Source organism: Piscibacillus sp. B03 (assembly GCF_052246295.1).
Lineage (GTDB): Bacteria > Bacillota > Bacilli > Bacillales > Alkalibacillaceae > Piscibacillus.
In genome coordinates this window covers 31,481-49,285 of record NZ_JBQQCO010000007.1, presented here as the reverse complement: position 1 = coordinate 49,285, position 17,805 = coordinate 31,481, and the positions used below count along the sequence as shown (strand labels likewise).

General features: G+C 35.5%; 15 protein-coding genes. All 15 read left to right on the top strand.

Annotated features, from left to right (window positions below):
- Positions 1–54: 54 nt before the first annotated feature.
- Positions 55–633, top strand: coding sequence for a CDP-diacylglycerol--glycerol-3-phosphate 3-phosphatidyltransferase (pgsA, locus tag ACTWQB_RS06485; protein ID WP_443138372.1), 579 nt, complete (start codon positions 55–57; stop codon positions 631–633).
- Positions 630–1,883: a competence/damage-inducible protein A gene (locus ACTWQB_RS06480; protein ID WP_443138371.1), complete on the top strand. Its 1,254-nt coding sequence runs from the start codon at positions 630–632 to the stop codon at positions 1,881–1,883. Before pgsA ends, ACTWQB_RS06480 begins: the two co-directional genes overlap by 4 nt.
- 168 nt (positions 1,884–2,051) lie before the next feature.
- Positions 2,052–3,092: a recombinase RecA gene (gene recA / locus ACTWQB_RS06475; protein WP_443138370.1), complete on the top strand. Its 1,041-nt coding sequence runs from the start codon at positions 2,052–2,054 to the stop codon at positions 3,090–3,092.
- A 306-nt stretch (positions 3,093–3,398) separates the two neighbouring features.
- Positions 3,399–4,958, top strand: a complete 1,560-nt coding sequence (rny, locus tag ACTWQB_RS06470) for a ribonuclease Y (RefSeq protein ID WP_443138369.1) — start codon at positions 3,399–3,401, stop codon at positions 4,956–4,958.
- 96 nt (positions 4,959–5,054) lie between these two features.
- Entirely contained in the window at positions 5,055–5,852 is a 798-nt protein-coding gene (locus tag ACTWQB_RS06465) for a TIGR00282 family metallophosphoesterase (protein WP_443138368.1), read from the top strand.
- Positions 5,853–5,970: 118 nt separating this feature from the next.
- Positions 5,971–6,231 carry a stage V sporulation protein SpoVS gene (gene spoVS, locus ACTWQB_RS06460; protein ID WP_054751438.1) on the top strand — a complete coding sequence of 87 codons (261 nt, stop codon included), beginning with the start codon at positions 5,971–5,973 and terminating at the stop codon, positions 6,229–6,231.
- Positions 6,232–6,432: 201 nt separating this feature from the next.
- Positions 6,433–8,016 carry a tRNA (N6-isopentenyl adenosine(37)-C2)-methylthiotransferase MiaB gene (gene miaB, locus ACTWQB_RS06455; RefSeq protein WP_443138367.1) on the top strand — a complete coding sequence of 528 codons (1,584 nt, stop codon included), beginning with the start codon at positions 6,433–6,435 and terminating at the stop codon, positions 8,014–8,016.
- The gene (locus ACTWQB_RS06450) at positions 8,017–8,439 is read left to right on the top strand and encodes a RicAFT regulatory complex protein RicA family protein (RefSeq protein WP_443138366.1); all 423 of its coding nucleotides are present in this window, start codon (positions 8,017–8,019) and stop codon (positions 8,437–8,439) included. It begins immediately after the preceding gene.
- A gap of 418 nt (positions 8,440–8,857) precedes the next feature.
- Positions 8,858–9,385 (top strand): outer spore coat protein CotE, encoded by a 528-nt coding sequence (cotE, locus tag ACTWQB_RS06445; RefSeq protein WP_443138365.1) that lies wholly within the window; start codon positions 8,858–8,860, stop codon positions 9,383–9,385.
- 117 nt (positions 9,386–9,502) lie between these two features.
- Complete coding sequence (mutS, locus tag ACTWQB_RS06440) at positions 9,503–12,049, top strand: DNA mismatch repair protein MutS (RefSeq protein WP_443138364.1); 2,547 nt, start codon at positions 9,503–9,505, stop codon at positions 12,047–12,049.
- A gap of 12 nt (positions 12,050–12,061) precedes the next feature.
- The gene (gene mutL / locus ACTWQB_RS06435; protein ID WP_443138363.1) at positions 12,062–13,897 is read left to right on the top strand and encodes a DNA mismatch repair endonuclease MutL; all 1,836 of its coding nucleotides are present in this window, start codon (positions 12,062–12,064) and stop codon (positions 13,895–13,897) included.
- The gene (miaA, locus tag ACTWQB_RS06430; RefSeq protein WP_443138362.1) at positions 13,863–14,855 is read left to right on the top strand and encodes a tRNA (adenosine(37)-N6)-dimethylallyltransferase MiaA; all 993 of its coding nucleotides are present in this window, start codon (positions 13,863–13,865) and stop codon (positions 14,853–14,855) included. Before mutL ends, miaA begins: the two co-directional genes overlap by 35 nt.
- Before the next feature lie 38 nt (positions 14,856–14,893).
- A complete protein-coding gene (hfq, locus tag ACTWQB_RS06425; RefSeq protein WP_443138361.1) occupies positions 14,894–15,115 on the top strand; it encodes an RNA chaperone Hfq in 222 nt (73 codons plus the stop codon).
- A 166-nt stretch (positions 15,116–15,281) separates the two neighbouring features.
- Entirely contained in the window at positions 15,282–16,514 is a 1,233-nt protein-coding gene (gene hflX / locus ACTWQB_RS06420; RefSeq protein WP_443138360.1) for a GTPase HflX, read from the top strand.
- Positions 16,515–16,528: 14 nt separating this feature from the next.
- Positions 16,529–17,767 carry a methionine gamma-lyase family protein gene (locus ACTWQB_RS06415; RefSeq protein WP_443138359.1) on the top strand — a complete coding sequence of 413 codons (1,239 nt, stop codon included), beginning with the start codon at positions 16,529–16,531 and terminating at the stop codon, positions 17,765–17,767.
- Positions 17,768–17,805 lie beyond the last annotated feature (38 nt).

Genomic DNA, 17,805 nt, shown 5'->3' with positions numbered 1-17,805 from the left:
AATCCTTTGCGTCATGCAAAGGATTTATTTCATGTGAGCTGGAGGTTTTATAAAATGAATGTACCTAATAAGATAACCATTTCTCGTATCTTTTTAATTCCAATTTTTATTATTTTAATAGTTGTTCCTTTTGACTGGGGAGAATATTCTATTGGTGAATATGTCTTACCAGTTGATCACTTAGTTGCAGCTATTTTATTTTTAATTGCCTCTTTTACGGATTGGGTCGATGGGTATTATGCTCGTAAGTATAATTTAGTCACTAATTTAGGGAAATTTCTTGATCCTTTGGCAGATAAATTGCTTGTTTCTGCAGCTCTTATATGTCTTGTAGAATTAGGGTTGGCGCCTGCATGGTTAGTCATTATCATAATTAGCCGTGAATTTGCTGTTACTGGTTTAAGGTTAGTAGCAGCGGGTGAAGGAATTGTGTTAGCTGCTGGCCAAATGGGTAAGCTTAAGACTACTTTACAAATTGGTGCTGCAGGATTCTTATTATTACATCATTTCCCGTTTTCTTACATTGGTTTCCCTATAGGTACCGTATTCTTATATGCAGCTGGTTTAATTACAGTAATCTCAGGTGTTGATTACTTTGTGAAAAACTGGCATGTTATGAGGGATTCGAAATGATCAAAGATACAAAGTGTGAAATTATTACTGTTGGAACAGAATTGTTGCTTGGACAAATTGTTGACACTAATTCTGCGTGGATATCTGAAGTATTAGCTAACTCAGGAATTAATGTTTACTATAAGCAAACGGTAGGAGATAATTATGATCGTCTTTATTCAGTTTTTGAGAAAGCTCAAGCTCGTTCAAATATTGTTGTAGTGACAGGTGGCTTAGGTCCTACAGATGACGATTTAACTAAAGATGTTGCTGCTGAAATTTTCAAAACTCAATTAGAGATACATGTTCCATCAATGGATAAGATTCAAGCTTATTATGATACTAGACATCAAGTGATGACTGAGAATAATCGAAAGCAGGCTTTGGGATTTAAAGGTGGCATTGTTTTTGATAATGAAGTAGGAATGGCCCCAGGATTATTTTATGAATATGATGGAACTTGGTGGTTTTTCTTACCTGGTGTTCCACGTGAGATGAAATGGCTAGTATCAGAAAAAGTTATTCCTTTCATGAAACAGAAAGGAATCTTAACAGAGCAATTATTTAGTAAAGTTTTAAGCTTTCAAGGAATTGGTGAGTCTTCATTAGAAACTAAACTTCAAGACCTCATTAGAAGTCAATCTAATCCAACGATTGCACCTTTAGCTGGGAACGGTTATGTAACGTTAAGACTAACAGCAAAAGCGTCGAATAAGGTTGAAAGTGAAGAATTGTTTCAGCCTGTTGAACAACAAATCATGGAACGAGTAGGCGAATTTTTTACTGGCTATGGACATGTTCCACTAGAACTTCAATTAATGCAATTATGTCAAGAAAAAGGTTTAACCGTTAGTTCGTGTGAAAGCTTAACAGGTGGACTATTTGCATCAACTATAGTTCAGCAGGAAGGGGCATCAGCTATCTTAAAAGGCTCATTTGTCTCGTATACGAATGAAACAAAAGCAAATGTTGTTGGTGTACCTCAATCCATATTATCTGAACATGGAGCGGTAAGTGAGCCATGTGCAAAAGCGATGGCAGAACAAACACGTCTTAAAATGAATACAGATGTTTCTATCAGTTTTACGGGAATTGCAGGGAATCAACCTGTTGATGGGCAGGAGGCAGGTACCGTTTTTATTGCCATCTCGTCAAACAAAGGATTAGAAGTACATAAAATGGTATTCTCAGGCGATCGAAACGCTATTCGTGAACGCTCTACTCAAGAAGGTTTTAAGTATTTAATAAGTTATTTAAAAAAATTTTACTGAGCTAGAAAACATCATTTTCTTTTCAATTTTTATTAAAAGTGATAGATTTGCTATGAGAAAATGGTGTTTTCTTACGAACAAAAACAGAACAAATATTCGCTTTTTTGTTGGCAAATGATTAAAAAAGTAGTATGATAGAATTACTTAATTGAAGGGGGACTTATTAAGATGAGTGATCGTAAACAAGCATTAGATATGGCCTTAAAACAAATAGAAAAGCAATTTGGTAAAGGGTCAATTATGAAACTAGGAGAACAAGAAGGGCAAACTGTATCAACTGTTTCAAGCGGTTCACTTTCATTAGATGTAGCGCTTGGAGTAGGTGGATACCCTCGTGGACGTGTAGTGGAAATTTACGGACCTGAATCTTCAGGTAAAACAACAGTCGCGTTACATGCTATTGCTGAGGCCCAGAAGCAAGGCGGACAAGCAGCATTTATTGATGCAGAGCACGCTTTAGATCCTGTGTATGCTAAAGCATTAGGAGTTAACATAGATGACTTATTACTTTCTCAGCCTGATACTGGAGAGCAAGCATTAGAAATTGCAGAAGCTTTAGTAAGAAGTGGTGCTGTAGATATAATTGTAGTAGACTCTGTTGCGGCCCTTGTACCAAAAGCAGAAATTGAAGGTGAGATGGGTGATTCACACGTTGGTCTACAAGCTCGTTTAATGTCACAAGCACTTCGTAAATTATCTGGAGCAATTAATAAATCAAAATCAACTGCGATTTTTATCAACCAAATCCGTGAGAAAGTCGGTGTTATGTTTGGTAACCCTGAAACAACACCAGGTGGACGTGCATTAAAATTCTATTCTTCTGTAAGACTTGAAGTGCGTCGTGCTGAAACATTAAAACAAGGTAATGAAATGGTTGGTAATAAGACTAGAATTAAAGTTGTTAAGAATAAGGTTGCACCTCCATTCAAACAAGCAGAAGTAGATATTATGTACGGAGAAGGAATCTCTCGTGAAGGCGAAATCTTAGACATTGGTTCTGATTTAGATATCGTTCAGAAGAGTGGTGCATGGTTCTCATACAATGGTGAGAAACTTGGCCAAGGTAGAGAAAATGCCAAGCAGTTCTTAAAAGACAATCGTGACGTATATGATGAGATTACAACGGCAATTAGATCTCACTACAATTTTGAAAAGAGTGGAGAAGACGAAGAAATAGATGAAGGTCAAGAAGAGCTAAATTTAGACTAAATATACAATATAATAAATTTATAACTTTAAGGTTCCCTCTTGTCATTCGACTTAGGGAACCTTATCTTTTTAATAATTTTTTTTAATATTTATTTTAGCTTGTTTAATATTGGTGAATTTTGAAAGTAAATCTGTATAGAATCTGTAAATAGTTTGACAATTCCTTGACACAAAGCCTAGACAAGCTTAAAATTAAATTGTATAATTTTCATTTTTACTTAAAAATGATGAAATGAATGATTGTACATTACCGACTGAAATGTATGAAAGAAAAAGAAAATTTGAATAGCAAGAGGAGGTGAATGTATGGATAGTATGGCAATACTCATCTCCATTTTGCTTTTAGTTGTCGGTATTGTTGTTGGGTATTTGGTTCGCAAATCCATTGCGGAAGCCAAAATTTCTAGTGCAGAAGAACTCGCGAAACAGATTGTCGAAGAAGGCGAACGTAACGCTGAATCGGCAAAGCGTGAAGCTCTTTTAGAAGCGAAAGATGAAAACCATCGTTTACGTCAAGAACAAGAAAATGAGTTGAGAGAACGTCGAACAGAGGTTCAAAAGCAAGAAAATCGACTTATGCAAAGAGAAGAAACGCTTGATCGAAAAAGTGAGACATTAGATAAACGTGAGCTAATGTTAGAGAAGAAAGAGGAATCATTAAATGAAAAACAACAACAACTAAATGAAACCGAGAGCAAAGTGGATGAGTTACTCAAGACACAACAGACAGAACTTGAACGTATTTCAGGTCTGACTCGCGACCAAGCTCGTGAAGAGATTTTAGATCGTGTTCAAAAAGAACTAGAGCACGATACAGCCCTTATGGTTAAAGAGGCAGAAAATCGAGCTAAGGAAGAGGCGGACAAGAAGGCGAAGCAAGTTTTATCGTTAGCTATGCAACGTTGTGCAGCTGAACATGTGTCTGAAACAACTGTTTCTGTTGTTAACTTACCGAATGACGAAATGAAAGGTCGTATTATCGGTAGAGAAGGTCGTAATATCCGTACGCTAGAGACGTTAACTGGTATTGATCTCATCATAGATGATACTCCTGAAGCTGTTATTTTGTCTGGTTTCGACCCAATTCGAAGAGAAATTGCTAGAATTGCACTTGAGAATTTAGTTCAAGATGGAAGAATTCATCCAGCCCGAATTGAAGAGATGGTAGAGAAATCTCGTCGTGAAGTTGATGAATATATCCGTGAGGTCGGAGAACAAGCAACGTTTGACATTGGATCACATGGAATCCATCCGGATCTAATTAAGATAATCGGTCGTTTGAAATATCGTACAAGTTACGGTCAGAACGTCCTTAAACATTCGTTAGAAGTTGCTTATTTATCCGGATTACTAGCAGCCGAACTAGGTGAAGATGAACAGTTAGCTAGACGTGCTGGATTATTACATGATATCGGTAAAGCGGTTGATCACGAAGTTGAAGGAAGTCATGTGGAAATCGGTAAAGAATTAGCACAGAAGTACAAAGAACATGAAGTCGTGATTAACGCAATTGCTTCTCACCACGGTGATGAAGAAGCTACAAGTATTATTTCGGTTATTGTAGCTGCTGCTGATGCATTATCAGCCGCAAGACCAGGTGCTAGAAGTGAATCGTTAGAAAACTACATTAAACGACTTGAAAAGCTTGAAGAGATTGCGGATACTTATGAAGGTGTTGAAAAATCATTTGCCATCCAAGCAGGTCGAGAAGTCCGAATTATGGTAAGACCTGAAGATATTGATGATGCTAAGGCATCACTATTAGCAAGAGATATCCGTAAGAAGATTGAAGAAGGATTAGATTATCCAGGTCATATAAAAGTTACAGTCATTCGTGAAACTCGAGTGGTTGAATATGCGAAATAAAAACGGCTTATATAAGCCGTTTTTATTTTTGACTTTAAACAGTGATTATGTAACTATTTACGTATACATAAGACTATTAATAGAAAGGGTACATGTATGAATATTTTATTTATAGGTGATATTGTAGGTAAACCAGGAAGACAAGCATTAAAACAAAATTTATCTACTTTACAAGATCAACATAAAGCAGATTTAACGATTGTTAATGGAGAAAATGCGGCTCATGGTAAAGGCTTGACCAAAAATTTATACCATCAGTTTTTAGAGTGGGGTGCTGATGTAATAACGTTAGGTAATCATGCTTGGGATAAAAAAGAAATCTTTGATTATATAGATGATGCAGAGCGTCTCGTGAGACCAGCTAATTACCCTGAAGGGACACCTGGAACAGGTTTACAATTTATTAAGAAAAGACAAAAGACTATAGCTGTTATTAATTTAATGGGGCGTACATTTATGAATCCTCTGGATGATCCATTTCAGGTTATAGATTCATTGATACAAGAAGCTAAAAAGAGAACGAATTTAATATTCGTAGACTTTCATGCAGAAGCAACGAGTGAAAAACAGGCGATGGGATGGTACTTAGACGGAAAGGTCTCAACTGTTGTTGGTACACATACACATATCCAAACTTCAGATGAACGTATTTTAACAAATGGAACTGGGTATATTACTGATGTCGGAATGACCGGTGCCTACGATAGTATCTTAGGAATGGAGAAGGAATCTATAATTCGAAAGTTTAAGACTGGTTTACCAGCAAGGTTTGAAGTGCCTGAAACAGAGCGAACAGTTTTAAGTGGTATTAGTGTTTCAATTGATGACCAAACGGGTAAAACTAAGAATATAAAGAGAATTCTTATTAATGCTGACCACATTAATTTTAATTAGGTGTTATTGTAATATTTGAATTTTTCGGAAAACTAGTTCATAATAAAAGGAATAGTACCATAGAATGCTGAATAGATTAGTTATGAAACCATAATAGTCAATTAAGGAGGAACTAGTAATGGAAATATTAAAAGTTTCAGCAAAGTCAAATCCAAACTCTGTAGCTGGTGCGTTAGCGAATGTTCTTCGTGAGCGTGGGTCAGCAGAAATTCAAGCAATTGGTGCGGGTGCTCTTAACCAAGCCGTTAAAGCAGTAGCGATTGCAAGAGGATTTGTTGCTCCTAGTGGTGTTGACTTAATTTGTATCCCAGCATTTACGGACATTTTGATTGATCAAGAAGAACGAACAGCTATTAAATTAATTGTTGAACCGAGATAATTAGACAGAGCGAACGTTCAAATCCATTTTGGGTTTGAACGTTTTTTGTGTGTTAATTTACATATCTTTTATGACAAAATTAGTATATTTCTTTAGATTTAATAGTTGTGTATTGTTAAAATTCTTAGTAGGATTTATACTGTATTAATGGATAATGGTAAGTCTATGTCCTTTAGTTCGGTTGAAAGGAGTTATAAATATATGAACGAAAAGCAAAGGAAAGAACAGAGTCAAATTAATCAAGTTGATTCATCGGACGTAAAATCCGACCAGGATAACTTATCAAGACTTAAAGAGAAAACATCAGATGACTTTCTAAAGTACTTTGAAGCAACATATGAACCACCTAATATGAAAAAAGCGAAGAAACGACTTAGAAAAGAAGTTGAATATCATGATGACTTCGAAATTGAAGAGCAATTTCAGGGATTAGGTAATGGCAAGAAGTTCTTAATTAGAACGTATGGTTGTCAGATGAATGAGCACGACACAGAAGTCATGTCAGGTATTTTATCTGAAATGGGTTATGAAGCGACAACAGATCAGAATGAAGCGGACATCATTTTGTTAAATACTTGTGCCATTCGTGAAAATGCTGAAAACAAGGTGTTTGGTGAAATCGGTCACTTAAAAGCGTTAAAACGTGAAAATCCAGATTTAATTATCGGGGTTTGTGGCTGTATGTCACAAGAAGAATCAGTCGTTAATCGCATACTTAAAAAACACCAATATGTCGATTTAATCTTTGGTACACATAATATTCATCGTCTTCCGCAGCTTGTTTATAACGCGTTAATGAGTAAAGAGATGGTTGTTGAGGTGTGGTCAAAAGAGGGCGATATTATTGAAAACCTTCCTAAACGTCGCGAAGGAAGAATTAAAGCATGGGTTAATATTATGTACGGCTGTGATAAGTTCTGTACTTATTGTATCGTTCCTTATACGCGTGGTAAAGAGCGAAGCCGTCGACCTGAAGATATTATTCAAGAAATAAGACACTTAGCAGCTCAAGGATATAAAGAAGTTACTTTATTAGGTCAGAATGTTAATGCTTATGGTAAAGACTTAGACATTGACTATGGTTTAGGTGACCTAATGGATGAAATTAGAAAAATTGATATTCCAAGAGTTAAGTTCACGACATCTCACCCTAGAGATTTTGATGATCGTTTAATTGAGGTTCTTGCTAAGGGTGGAAACTTGATGCCTTATATTCACTTACCTGTTCAATCAGGTAGCTCTGAAGTTTTACGTGTAATGGCTCGCCGTTACACTCGTGAAAGCTACTTAGAATTAGTAAGAAAAATTAAGGAACAAATCCCTAATGCAGCTTTAACAACTGACATTATTGTTGGATTCCCTAATGAAACGGAAGAACAATTTGAAGAAACCATTTCACTTTACCATGAAGTCGGTTTTGAAGGGGCATACACATTTATCTTCTCTCCTCGTGATGGTACTCCTGCTGCACGTATTGAAGATAATGTATCTGAAGATGTTAAGAAGAAACGTCTGCATCGTTTAAATGAAGTTGTAAACCAGTATTCTAAAGAAGCGATGGAGAAGTATAAGGGTAAAGTTGTTAAAGTTCTAGTAGAAGGTACAAGTAAAAGTAATGATGAGAAACTAGCTGGTTACACTGAGCGTGGCAAATTAGTAAACTTTGTAGGACCTAAATCAGCAGTTGGTCAAATCGTTAATGTTAAAGTTACAGAAACTAAAACGTGGACACTAGACGGTGAAATGGTTGAAGAAGCCGTCGCTGAACCAGTAGAGGTGATATAAATGGCAGAATTCACAAGACAACAAGTTGTTGAAGAAGCAAAGGAATTAGCTAAGAAATTAGCACATATCGATGAAATTGAACGTTTTAAAGATTTAGAGATTAAAATAAACTCAAATAATAAAGTTCAAGCTCACATTAAGAAGATTAAAGCATTACAAAAGCAAGCTGTTAATCTTCAACACTATGGTAAAGGTGAAGCTTTAAAGCGCGTTGAAGAAGAATTAGATCGTTTACAAGCTGAATTAGATGCAATTCCTATTGTTCAAGAATTTAAGGAATCTCAAGTGGTTGTAAATGATATTTTACAACGAGTGACTAATACGATTGCCAATGAAGTAACTGATGAAATTATCCGTCAAACGGGTGGCAACGTATTAAAAGGTGAAACAGGCAGAGGACCAGAAAAAGAAGAATCATTATAATAGTTAAAAGCCACCAGTTAAGAATGAATTACTTAGCTGGTGGCTTTTTTGAGCTTCGATAGTTTATTGTCAAGTTACTCCTAACATTAGTTAAATTATTATCTGCGTCAAAATGCTTCGCTTTCCACAGGCAATGCTTCAACTTCTCCAAACTCACTCCCGTTTGTTTGGCGTGATTTTCAGCTCATGCTCTTCCTGTAGGAGCCTTCGCATTTTGACTACGTAATCGCTTCTTAAACTAACCATTCATCTTCTTCACATCTTTTCTTTTTATAAGGTCGTATTCATAAAATTGATTAACACATTATTGGGCATTTACATATGAATGAATATGAAACATAAAACATCGCGGCCAAGAATCACAACAAATACCTATTTTGCATAAAATACATTGGCTAACAAAGGAGGAGGATCAGGCATGTTCGACCGCGAATATCGCGAAATTATTACGAAGGCGGTTTGTGGTAAAGGTAAAAAGTTTACAGAAACTCTTCATATGGTGACCCCAAACCATAGACCAACTAGTATTCTAGGATGCTGGGTAATTAATCATCAGTATGAGGCTAAGAAGAAAGGGCGCATTGTCGAAATAACAGGAGCATACGACATTAACGTTTGGTATTCTCATAGTAATAACACTAAAACAGAGGTTGTTACAGAGAGAAAACAATACGTTGATAAAGTGCCAATTGTTATGAAGGACGATAAATGTATCTCGAATAGCTTCGATGTTGTAGCTCGAGCAACTCAACAACCTAACACATTAGAGTGTACAATCGACGATAGTGGTAAGGTAAAAGTTGAGTTAGAAAGAGAATTCGTAGTAGACATTATTGGAGAAACTAAAGTATGGGCTAAAATTGAGCCGAACGGTTTTGATGAAGATGATTTCGACTTCGATGATCTAGAAGCAGAATTAGCTGAAATTGATGTAGATAAAGACTAAAAAGGCTGAGTTACTCAGCCTTTTTTGTTTTATTAAAAACGCATTCTCTCGATGAATTTTGTCGAAAACGTATGCTATAATGACGAGTAGACATATTTAATTGGGGGATACATAACCATGGCAAAGTACACGCCAATGATGAAACAATATATACAAATTAAAAAAGAACATAAAGATTCCTTTTTATTCTTTCGACTAGGTGATTTCTATGAAATGTTCTTTGATGATGCTTTAAAGGCGGCTAAAGAATTAGAAATTACGTTAACCCAACGAGATGGGGGAGACGAAAAGATTCCGATGTGCGGGGTTCCTTATCACTCTGCAGAGCGTTATATTAAAACATTAATTGAAAAAGGGTATAAAGTTGCAATTTGTGAGCAAGTAGAAGACCCCAAAACTGCTAAAGGTGTAGTAAAGAGAGAAGTTGTCCAAGTGATTACTCCAGGAACGATTATGGAAGGGAGTATGTTGACTGAAGAGGAAAACAACTTTATTGCTTCGATTACACCAACACAAGAGAATTTCGTTATATCTTATGTTGATTTATCAACCGGTGAAAGCTTCGTCAGTTTAATAGAACGTGAATTCAAAGATGTCATTAGTGAACTATATAATAGGCCAGTAAGGGAAATAGTTGTTCCTAGTGATGTTGATGATCAGTCTAAAGAAGAATTAGCTCATTATCTAAACGCTACCATTTCTATAGAAGATGGTAATGATATCCCTTCTGAATATCAGTATTTAGTTGACGGTTTAGAAGATGATAGATTAATTAAGGGATTCGGTAGAGTATTTCAATACATCTTTAAGTCGCAAAAGCGTTTTCTATTACATTTGCAAAAGGTTGAATATGTAGAGTTAGCTCATTATATGAAATTGGATTTGTATTCGAAACGTAATCTAGAGCTAATGGAATCAATCCGTGATAAATCTAAGAAAGGTACATTATTATCAGTCTTAGATCAAACGGCAACAGCTATGGGAGCTAGGAAATTAAAGAAATGGATTGATCGCCCATTATTATCTAAGTCAGTTATTGAAAAGCGTCATCAACAGGTCGAAGCATTGATGAGCCACTTTTTTGAAAGAGAAGAACTTAAAGAAGCTCTAAAAGAGATGTATGATATTGAAAGACTGGCTGGAAGAATCTCTTATGGTAATGTGAATGCACGTGACTTACTGCAGTTAAAAAGGTCTTTAAGTTCTTTACCGAATGTTCAACATATCCTGGCTCAAATTGATGAATCTACAATTAAAAATCTATTACCTGAGCTTAAACCCTATGAAGATGTTTATAAACTTTTAGATGTTGGTATTGCAGAAGACCCTCCTATATCAATCACTGAAGGCGGTATTATAAAAGATGGATACCATGAACAATTAGATCAATATAGAGAAGCATCTAGGAATGGTAAAGCATGGGTTGCCAATTTAGAAGCTGAAGAAAGACAACGAACAGGGATTAAATCTCTTAAAGTCGGTTATAACAAAGTGTTTGGCTATTATATAGAGGTTACAAAAGCTAACTTGTCCAACGTTGATTTATCAAGATATGAACGAAAGCAAACACTTACGAATGCCGAGCGTTATATTACGCCTGAACTTAAAGAAAAAGAGCGACTTATATTAGAGGCAAACGACCGCAGTGTTGAACTAGAGTATGAACTGTTCATTGCAATCAGAGATCAAATGAAGGATTACATTCCATCGCTACAGTTATTAGCTGAACGCATTAGTCAATTAGATGTTTTGTTAAGCTTTGCTAATGTTAGTGAAACAAATAATTATGTTAAACCGAATATTGTAGATTCTCATGTTGTGAATATTGAAGATGCACGCCATCCAGTAGTAGAAAAAGTCATGAAAGATGAATTTGTTCCTAACAATTTTAACCTTGATGAGAACACCAATGTACTACTTATTACTGGTCCAAATATGGCAGGTAAAAGTACATATATGAGGCAGCTTGGGTTAATTGTCATTATGTCTCAAATTGGTTGTTTTGTACCAGCTAAATTTGCTGAGCTGCCAGTATTTGATCAAATTTTCACTAGAATTGGAGCTGCGGACGATTTAGTTTCAGGTCAAAGTACATTCATGGTAGAAATGTTAGAAGCAGAGCATGCCGTTAAAAATGCCACACAACATAGCTTAATCCTGTTTGATGAGATTGGTAGAGGGACAAGCACTTATGATGGCATGGCTTTAGCGCAATCTATTGTTGAGTATATACATGACCAAATCGGTGCTAAAACTCTCTTTTCTACGCACTATCATGAACTGACAGCTTTAGAAGAATCCTTAAGTCAGTTAACGAATGTTCATGTAGAGGTTGATGAGCATGATGGTGAGGTTGTGTTCTTACATCATATAAAAGAGGGAAAAGCAGATAAAAGCTATGGTGTACACGTTGCAAAGCTAGCACATTTACCTGATGATATTATCAATCGCGCTAATTATCTTCTTGAGACTTATGAAGCAACCAGTGCACTTAGAGAACAAAGCTCAAGTGATGAACAGTTAACTTTATTTGAAACTAATGATCAACCACCAATACAGAAGAATGTTGATGTGATCAATGAGTTACAAGGTGTAAATTTAATGAACATGACACCTATGGATGCTATGAACTTCTTATATGAATTGAAAAAGAAGTTGGACTAAAGGAGGCTAATGATGGGGAAAATTGTTCAATTACCTGATGATTTGTCCAACAAGATTGCTGCCGGTGAAGTAGTAGAGCGACCAGCATCAGTTGTGAAAGAGCTACTTGAAAATAGCGTGGATGCAAATAGTCAATGGATTAAAATTGAGCTAGAAGAAGCGGGGCTACGTTCAATAAAGGTGATTGATGATGGTGATGGTATAGAACCAGATGATTGTGAAAAGGCCTTCTTTCGTCATGCTACAAGTAAAATTATCGATGAATTTGATTTGTTTCGTGTTAAAACATTAGGTTTCAGAGGAGAGGCGCTAGCTAGTATTGCTTCTGTAAGCCAATTGACGTTAAAAACGTCGACTGGCCACCAATCTGGAACTGAAATAGTGGTTCATGGTGGTAAAATTCAAGACATCCAAAAGCATACTAAGCGAAAAGGAACTGAGATTAGTGTAGAAAATTTATTTTATAATACACCTGCAAGACTGAAGTATCTTAAAACAATTCACACAGAGTTAGGGCATATTACCGACACCATTAATAAAATGGCACTCTCACATCCTAATATAAGATTTGAATGCTATCATAATGGGAAAAGAATCTTTTTCACACCTGGAAACGGAAATCTATTACAAGTAATCCAACAAATCTATGGTAAAAAGATTGCTCAGAATATGGTTAATATAGAAAATGATTCATTAGATTATAACGTTAAGGGCTATATTGCAAAACCAGAAATCACACGTTCTAATCGTAATTTTATCTCGTTAATTGTGAATGGACGCTTTATTAAAAATCCTGCTATTAACAAGGCAATACTGGACGGTTATCATACTTTTCTTCCTATTGGAAGGTATCCGATCGTTGTACTACAAATGAATATGGACCCTTATTTGGTTGATGTGAATGTGCACCCTGCTAAAACGGAGGTTCGCTTTAGTAAGGAGAAAGAATTATTTGAAATTGTAAAACAGACAGTCTATGATGCTCTTCACAAACAAACTCTTATTCCTTCTGGCGCAAAAATAGAAAAACCTAAGTCTGAGCAGACAGTCTTATCATTTGACCCACTTGATTATAAAAACAAACAAAAAGAGGAACGTGAGCACCTTGAAGATCTTAATCATGGGTTTAAGGTTAATGAAGTTTTTAATGACCCTTCCCCCAAAAGGGAACTCATTCAAGAAAATCATCAAAGCGCGATTGAGAACACCAAAAATCCTGAAGAGCCGAACTTTACAGAAGCGGAAGAAGAGTCAGTTGTAGAAGAACGTATGCCTGTCATGTATCCAATTGGTCAGCTTCACGGAACATATATATTAGCTCAAAATGATAAAGGTCTTTATATGATTGATCAACATGCTGCTCAAGAGCGCATTAAATACGAATATTTCAAAAAGAAGCTCGGAAATCCTGTTAATGAGGTGCAGGAGTTATCCGTACCTTTAAACTTCGAGTTTACGAGTAAAGAGTCAATCATTATTGAGGAAAATAAAGAAACTTTTGAGCGTGTAGGTTTATTCTTAGAAAATTTTGGAGATTATAGTTATATCGTGCGAGCATATCCTAGTTGGTTCCCTGAAGGTGAAGAAGAACAAATTATTCGAGATATGGTCGACGAATTAGTAGATGGTCGTAATATCGATATTGAAAAGATTAGAGAAGAAGCGGCAATTTTAATGTCTTGTAAAAGGTCGATTAAGGCTAATCATTACTTAAATCATCAAGAGATGGATTATCTACTAAATGAACTTAGAACCTGCCAAGACCCATTTACTTGTCCGCATGGAAGGCCTATTGTGATACACTTTAGTGAGTATGAACTACAACGGATGTTTAAACGAATTATGTAAAGGTAAGGTGTCACTTGTGAAAAAACCTTTTGTCGTTAGTGTAATAGGCCCAACAGCAGTTGGTAAAACAAAATTAGGTATTGAAATTAGTAAGAGATTTAACGGTGAAGTGATCAACGCTGACTCGATGCAATTCTTTAAAGAGTTCGATATTGGTTCAGCAAAAGTTACACCAGATGAGCAGGAGGGTATTCCACATCATCTAATTGATTATTTAGACCCTGACGATGAGTACTCAGCAGCTAATTTTAAGAATGACCTACATGATAAAGTGTATGAATTGAAGTATAAAAATAAGCTTCCGGTAATTGTTGGTGGAACAGGTTTTTACGTTCATTCTGCTTTATTTGATTTTCAATTCTCAGACGTAAAGCGTGATTCAGACTATGTCAATCAGACTTTAAATGAAATCGAAAGAGTCGGTATTGAGCCGTTTTACAATCGTTTAAAAGAAATTGATCCAAAACACGCAGAAAAAATACATCCTCATAACGTTAGAAGAGTAATTAGAGCACTAGAAGTTTATGATATAACTGGTAAGTCAATGTCTGAAATAGAAAAAGACCAAACAGTTAAAACTTCTTATGATTCTTTAATAATTGGCTTAAATATGAAACGTGAAACACTATATGAACGTATAAATGATAGAGTGGATTTGATGGTTGAGGATGGGTTAGTTGATGAAGTGAAAAATCTTTATCACAAATATGGTGAATCTGTACAACCAATGCAAGGTATTGGTTATAAAGAATGGATTCCTTATTTTAAAGGTGAATATGATGGTAATAGAGCTATTGAGTTAATTAAACGTAATACAAGAAGATTTGCAAAAAGGCAATTCACTTATTATCGTAACAAGATTCCAGGAGTCCAATGGTATGATGTCGATCCTAATAATTATTGGTCCACATTTGAAAATATTTTCAAAAAAGTAGAAGGAAAGCTGAATCATTTATAGAATTATAAATATAACAGATAGATAGAGGAGGAGTTTGTATGGCTAATTCTACAAACGTACAAGACACTTATTTAAACAAATTACGTAAGGAGAAAATCCCTTTAACTGTATTCTTAACAAATGGATTTCAATTGCGTGGGGTTGTAAAATCATTTGATAATTTTACAATTTTAATTGAAGTTGAAGGCAAACAACAATTAATCTTTAAACATGCAATCTCTACCTTTGCACCTTCAAGAAATATTGATTTGGAATCATAATCGATTATAAATGTAAGTGTTAAGCCTAACCCAATTTGGTGTTAGGCTTCATTTATGTTTGAGCTTATTCTAAAAAACATTTAATGTGACATTTACTATATTTTTATTTAATCTAGAATTATACGGTCATACTAAATTTAGACCATAACTTAAAAGGAGTAATCTAATGAACGAACGCGCAATCTTAGTAGGATGTCAAATTCAAACTGAAAATGATCAAACATTTTATTCGTCAATGGATGAATTAGAAGCACTTGCCCTAACAGTAGACGCTGAAATAATTGAGACTTTTATTCAAAAGCGTGAGAAGGTTCACTCTGCTTATTATATTGGAACAGGAAAAGTTGAAGAAATTAAACATTACATTCAAGAGAACGATATTGATGTTGCGATTATTAACAATGAATTAACCCCATCACAATCCCGAAATTTAACTAACACTTGGGATATTAAAATAATTGACCGCACACAACTTATTCTAGATATTTTCGCAATGCGCGCACAAACTAAAGAAGGTAAATTACAAGTTGAATTAGCTCAATTAGAATATATGTTACCTCGATTGCATGGAAAAGGGATTGAACTATCCCGTTTAGGCGGTGGGATTGGTACTCGTGGCCCGGGGGAAACGAAGCTTGAGACAGATCGTCGACATATTAGAAATCGTATAACGGATATTAAAGAACAATTAAAACAGGTTGTTAAACATAGAAATCAGTACCGCGAAAATCGAAAGCGAAATTCTGCATTTCAAATATCTATTGTTGGTTATACGAATGCTGGGAAATCGACGCTCTTTAACCGATTAACAAAAGAAGGTTCACTAGAAGAAGATAAATTATTCGCAACTTTAGATCCGTTAACTAGACGTCTGATGCTTCCTAGTGGTTTTCATGCACTTATTTCAGATACGGTTGGGTTTATTCAAAAGCTTCCAACGTCGTTAATTGCTGCTTTTCGATCGACTTTAGAAGAAGTGACTGAAGCTGATTTTATTCTGCATGTAGTAGACTGTTCTAACGAGAATGCAATTGACCATGAGAAAACGGTAAAAGAAATATTAGCAGAATTAGGCGCAGACCATTTACCAGTATTAACGGTTTATAATAAAGTTGATTTACTCGAAGAAGAATTTATTCCCTATTCACAACCTAGTATTAAAATGAGTGCAAAAAATGAAGCTGATTTAAAGCGTCTCTTAGTTAAAATTGAAGAAGTGTTAAAAGATGAGTGGGAGCAGTATGATGTTTTAGTTGATTCGGATCAAGGGAAATTAATTAATCGTTTAAAACAAGAATCCATTATGGAGATTCAAGAATTTATTGAAGCGGATGAGAAATATAAGGTAAAAGGTTATATGGACCCTAATATGCCAATTTATAATCAATTAACAAAGTGAGTGAAAATAGCACAATGTACACAGAACTATATAAAATAATAGATGAAACAGAACAAAATATTACAGAGCAACATAATTCCATTTCACATATTGCCACATACAACCAAGAGAAAGTATTAGAAGCGTTTCGGGCTGCGCAAGTTGGAGACTATCATTTTAACCCAACAACGGGCTATGGTTATGATGATACAGGAAGAGATAAAATAGAAGAAGTTTATGCCAATGTGTTTAATAGTGAGGATGCTTTAGTTAGACCACAAATTGTTTCCGGTACTCATGCGATTACAACTTCATTATTTGGCAATTTAAGGCCGGGTGATGAGGTTGTGTCGATAACAGGTCGACCTTATGACACATTAGAAAATGTAATTGGAATTAAAGGTGAAGTGGATGGTTCATTGAGGGATTTTGGAATACAGTATAAAGAAGTTGAATTAACTGAAGGTGGACAACCTAATTATAAGCAAATCGAACAAGTTGTTAACTCGAATACTAAAATGGTTATGATTCAACGTTCAAAGGGTTATGCTAATCGACCATCTTATACAATCTCTGACATTGAAAAGATGATTCAATTTGTAAAAGCAATTGATAGTGAGATTCTTGTGTTTGTAGATAATTGTTATGGTGAGTTTGTTGAGAAACAGGAACCAACTGATGTAGGTGCAGATATAATAGCTGGATCGCTTATTAAGAATCCAGGTGCAGGTATTGTTAAAACAGGTGGCTACATAGTAGGCAAGAAACATCTGGTAGAAAGAAGCGCTAACTTTTTGGTTGCGCCCGGGCTAGGCAAAGAGACTGGTGCAAGCTTATATAGTTTACAAGAAATGTTTCAAGGTTTGTTCTTAGCACCCCATGTTGTTGGTGAAGCATTAAAGGGTGCAGTATTTACTTCTTATTTATTAAAAAAATATGGATATATTACTACACCTGGTCCGAACGACTATCGAACAGATCTAATTCAGTCCATAACATTCAAGACTAAAGAAGAGATGGTTCAATTTGCCCAAGTCGTTCAACAACAGTCTCCAATAAATTCACATGTCACACCTCATCCTGATTATATGCCAGGCTATGAGCATGATGTCATCATGGCTGCTGGAACATTCATTCAAGGTGCTAGTTTAGAATTAACAGCTGATGGACCAATCAGGGAACCATATACGTTATATGTTCAGGGTGGTTTAACTTATGAACATGTAAAGTTGGCCATTACCAAAGGATTTCTGATGTTACAAAATAATAATTAAGGGTATAAGAACATAGCATAAGACTGCTGTGTTCTTTT

Coding starts and splice junctions, on each gene's coding strand:
- cotE (WP_443138365.1), top strand. CDS start 8,858: ATGTTCGACCGCGAATATCGCGAAATTATTACGAAGGCGGTTTGTGGT.
- miaA (WP_443138362.1), top strand. CDS start 13,863: ATGAACTACAACGGATGTTTAAACGAATTATGTAAAGGTAAGGTGTCA.
- ACTWQB_RS06450 (WP_443138366.1), top strand. CDS start 8,017: ATGGCAGAATTCACAAGACAACAAGTTGTTGAAGAAGCAAAGGAATTA.
- recA (WP_443138370.1), top strand. CDS start 2,052: ATGAGTGATCGTAAACAAGCATTAGATATGGCCTTAAAACAAATAGAA.
- mutL (WP_443138363.1), top strand. CDS start 12,062: ATGGGGAAAATTGTTCAATTACCTGATGATTTGTCCAACAAGATTGCT.
- rny (WP_443138369.1), top strand. CDS start 3,399: ATGGATAGTATGGCAATACTCATCTCCATTTTGCTTTTAGTTGTCGGT.
- miaB (WP_443138367.1), top strand. CDS start 6,433: ATGAACGAAAAGCAAAGGAAAGAACAGAGTCAAATTAATCAAGTTGAT.
- ACTWQB_RS06465 (WP_443138368.1), top strand. CDS start 5,055: ATGAATATTTTATTTATAGGTGATATTGTAGGTAAACCAGGAAGACAA.
- hflX (WP_443138360.1), top strand. CDS start 15,282: ATGAACGAACGCGCAATCTTAGTAGGATGTCAAATTCAAACTGAAAAT.
- pgsA (WP_443138372.1), top strand. CDS start 55: ATGAATGTACCTAATAAGATAACCATTTCTCGTATCTTTTTAATTCCA.
- ACTWQB_RS06415 (WP_443138359.1), top strand. CDS start 16,529: ATGTACACAGAACTATATAAAATAATAGATGAAACAGAACAAAATATT.
- mutS (WP_443138364.1), top strand. CDS start 9,503: ATGGCAAAGTACACGCCAATGATGAAACAATATATACAAATTAAAAAA.
- ACTWQB_RS06480 (WP_443138371.1), top strand. CDS start 630: ATGATCAAAGATACAAAGTGTGAAATTATTACTGTTGGAACAGAATTG.
- spoVS (WP_054751438.1), top strand. CDS start 5,971: ATGGAAATATTAAAAGTTTCAGCAAAGTCAAATCCAAACTCTGTAGCT.
- hfq (WP_443138361.1), top strand. CDS start 14,894: ATGGCTAATTCTACAAACGTACAAGACACTTATTTAAACAAATTACGT.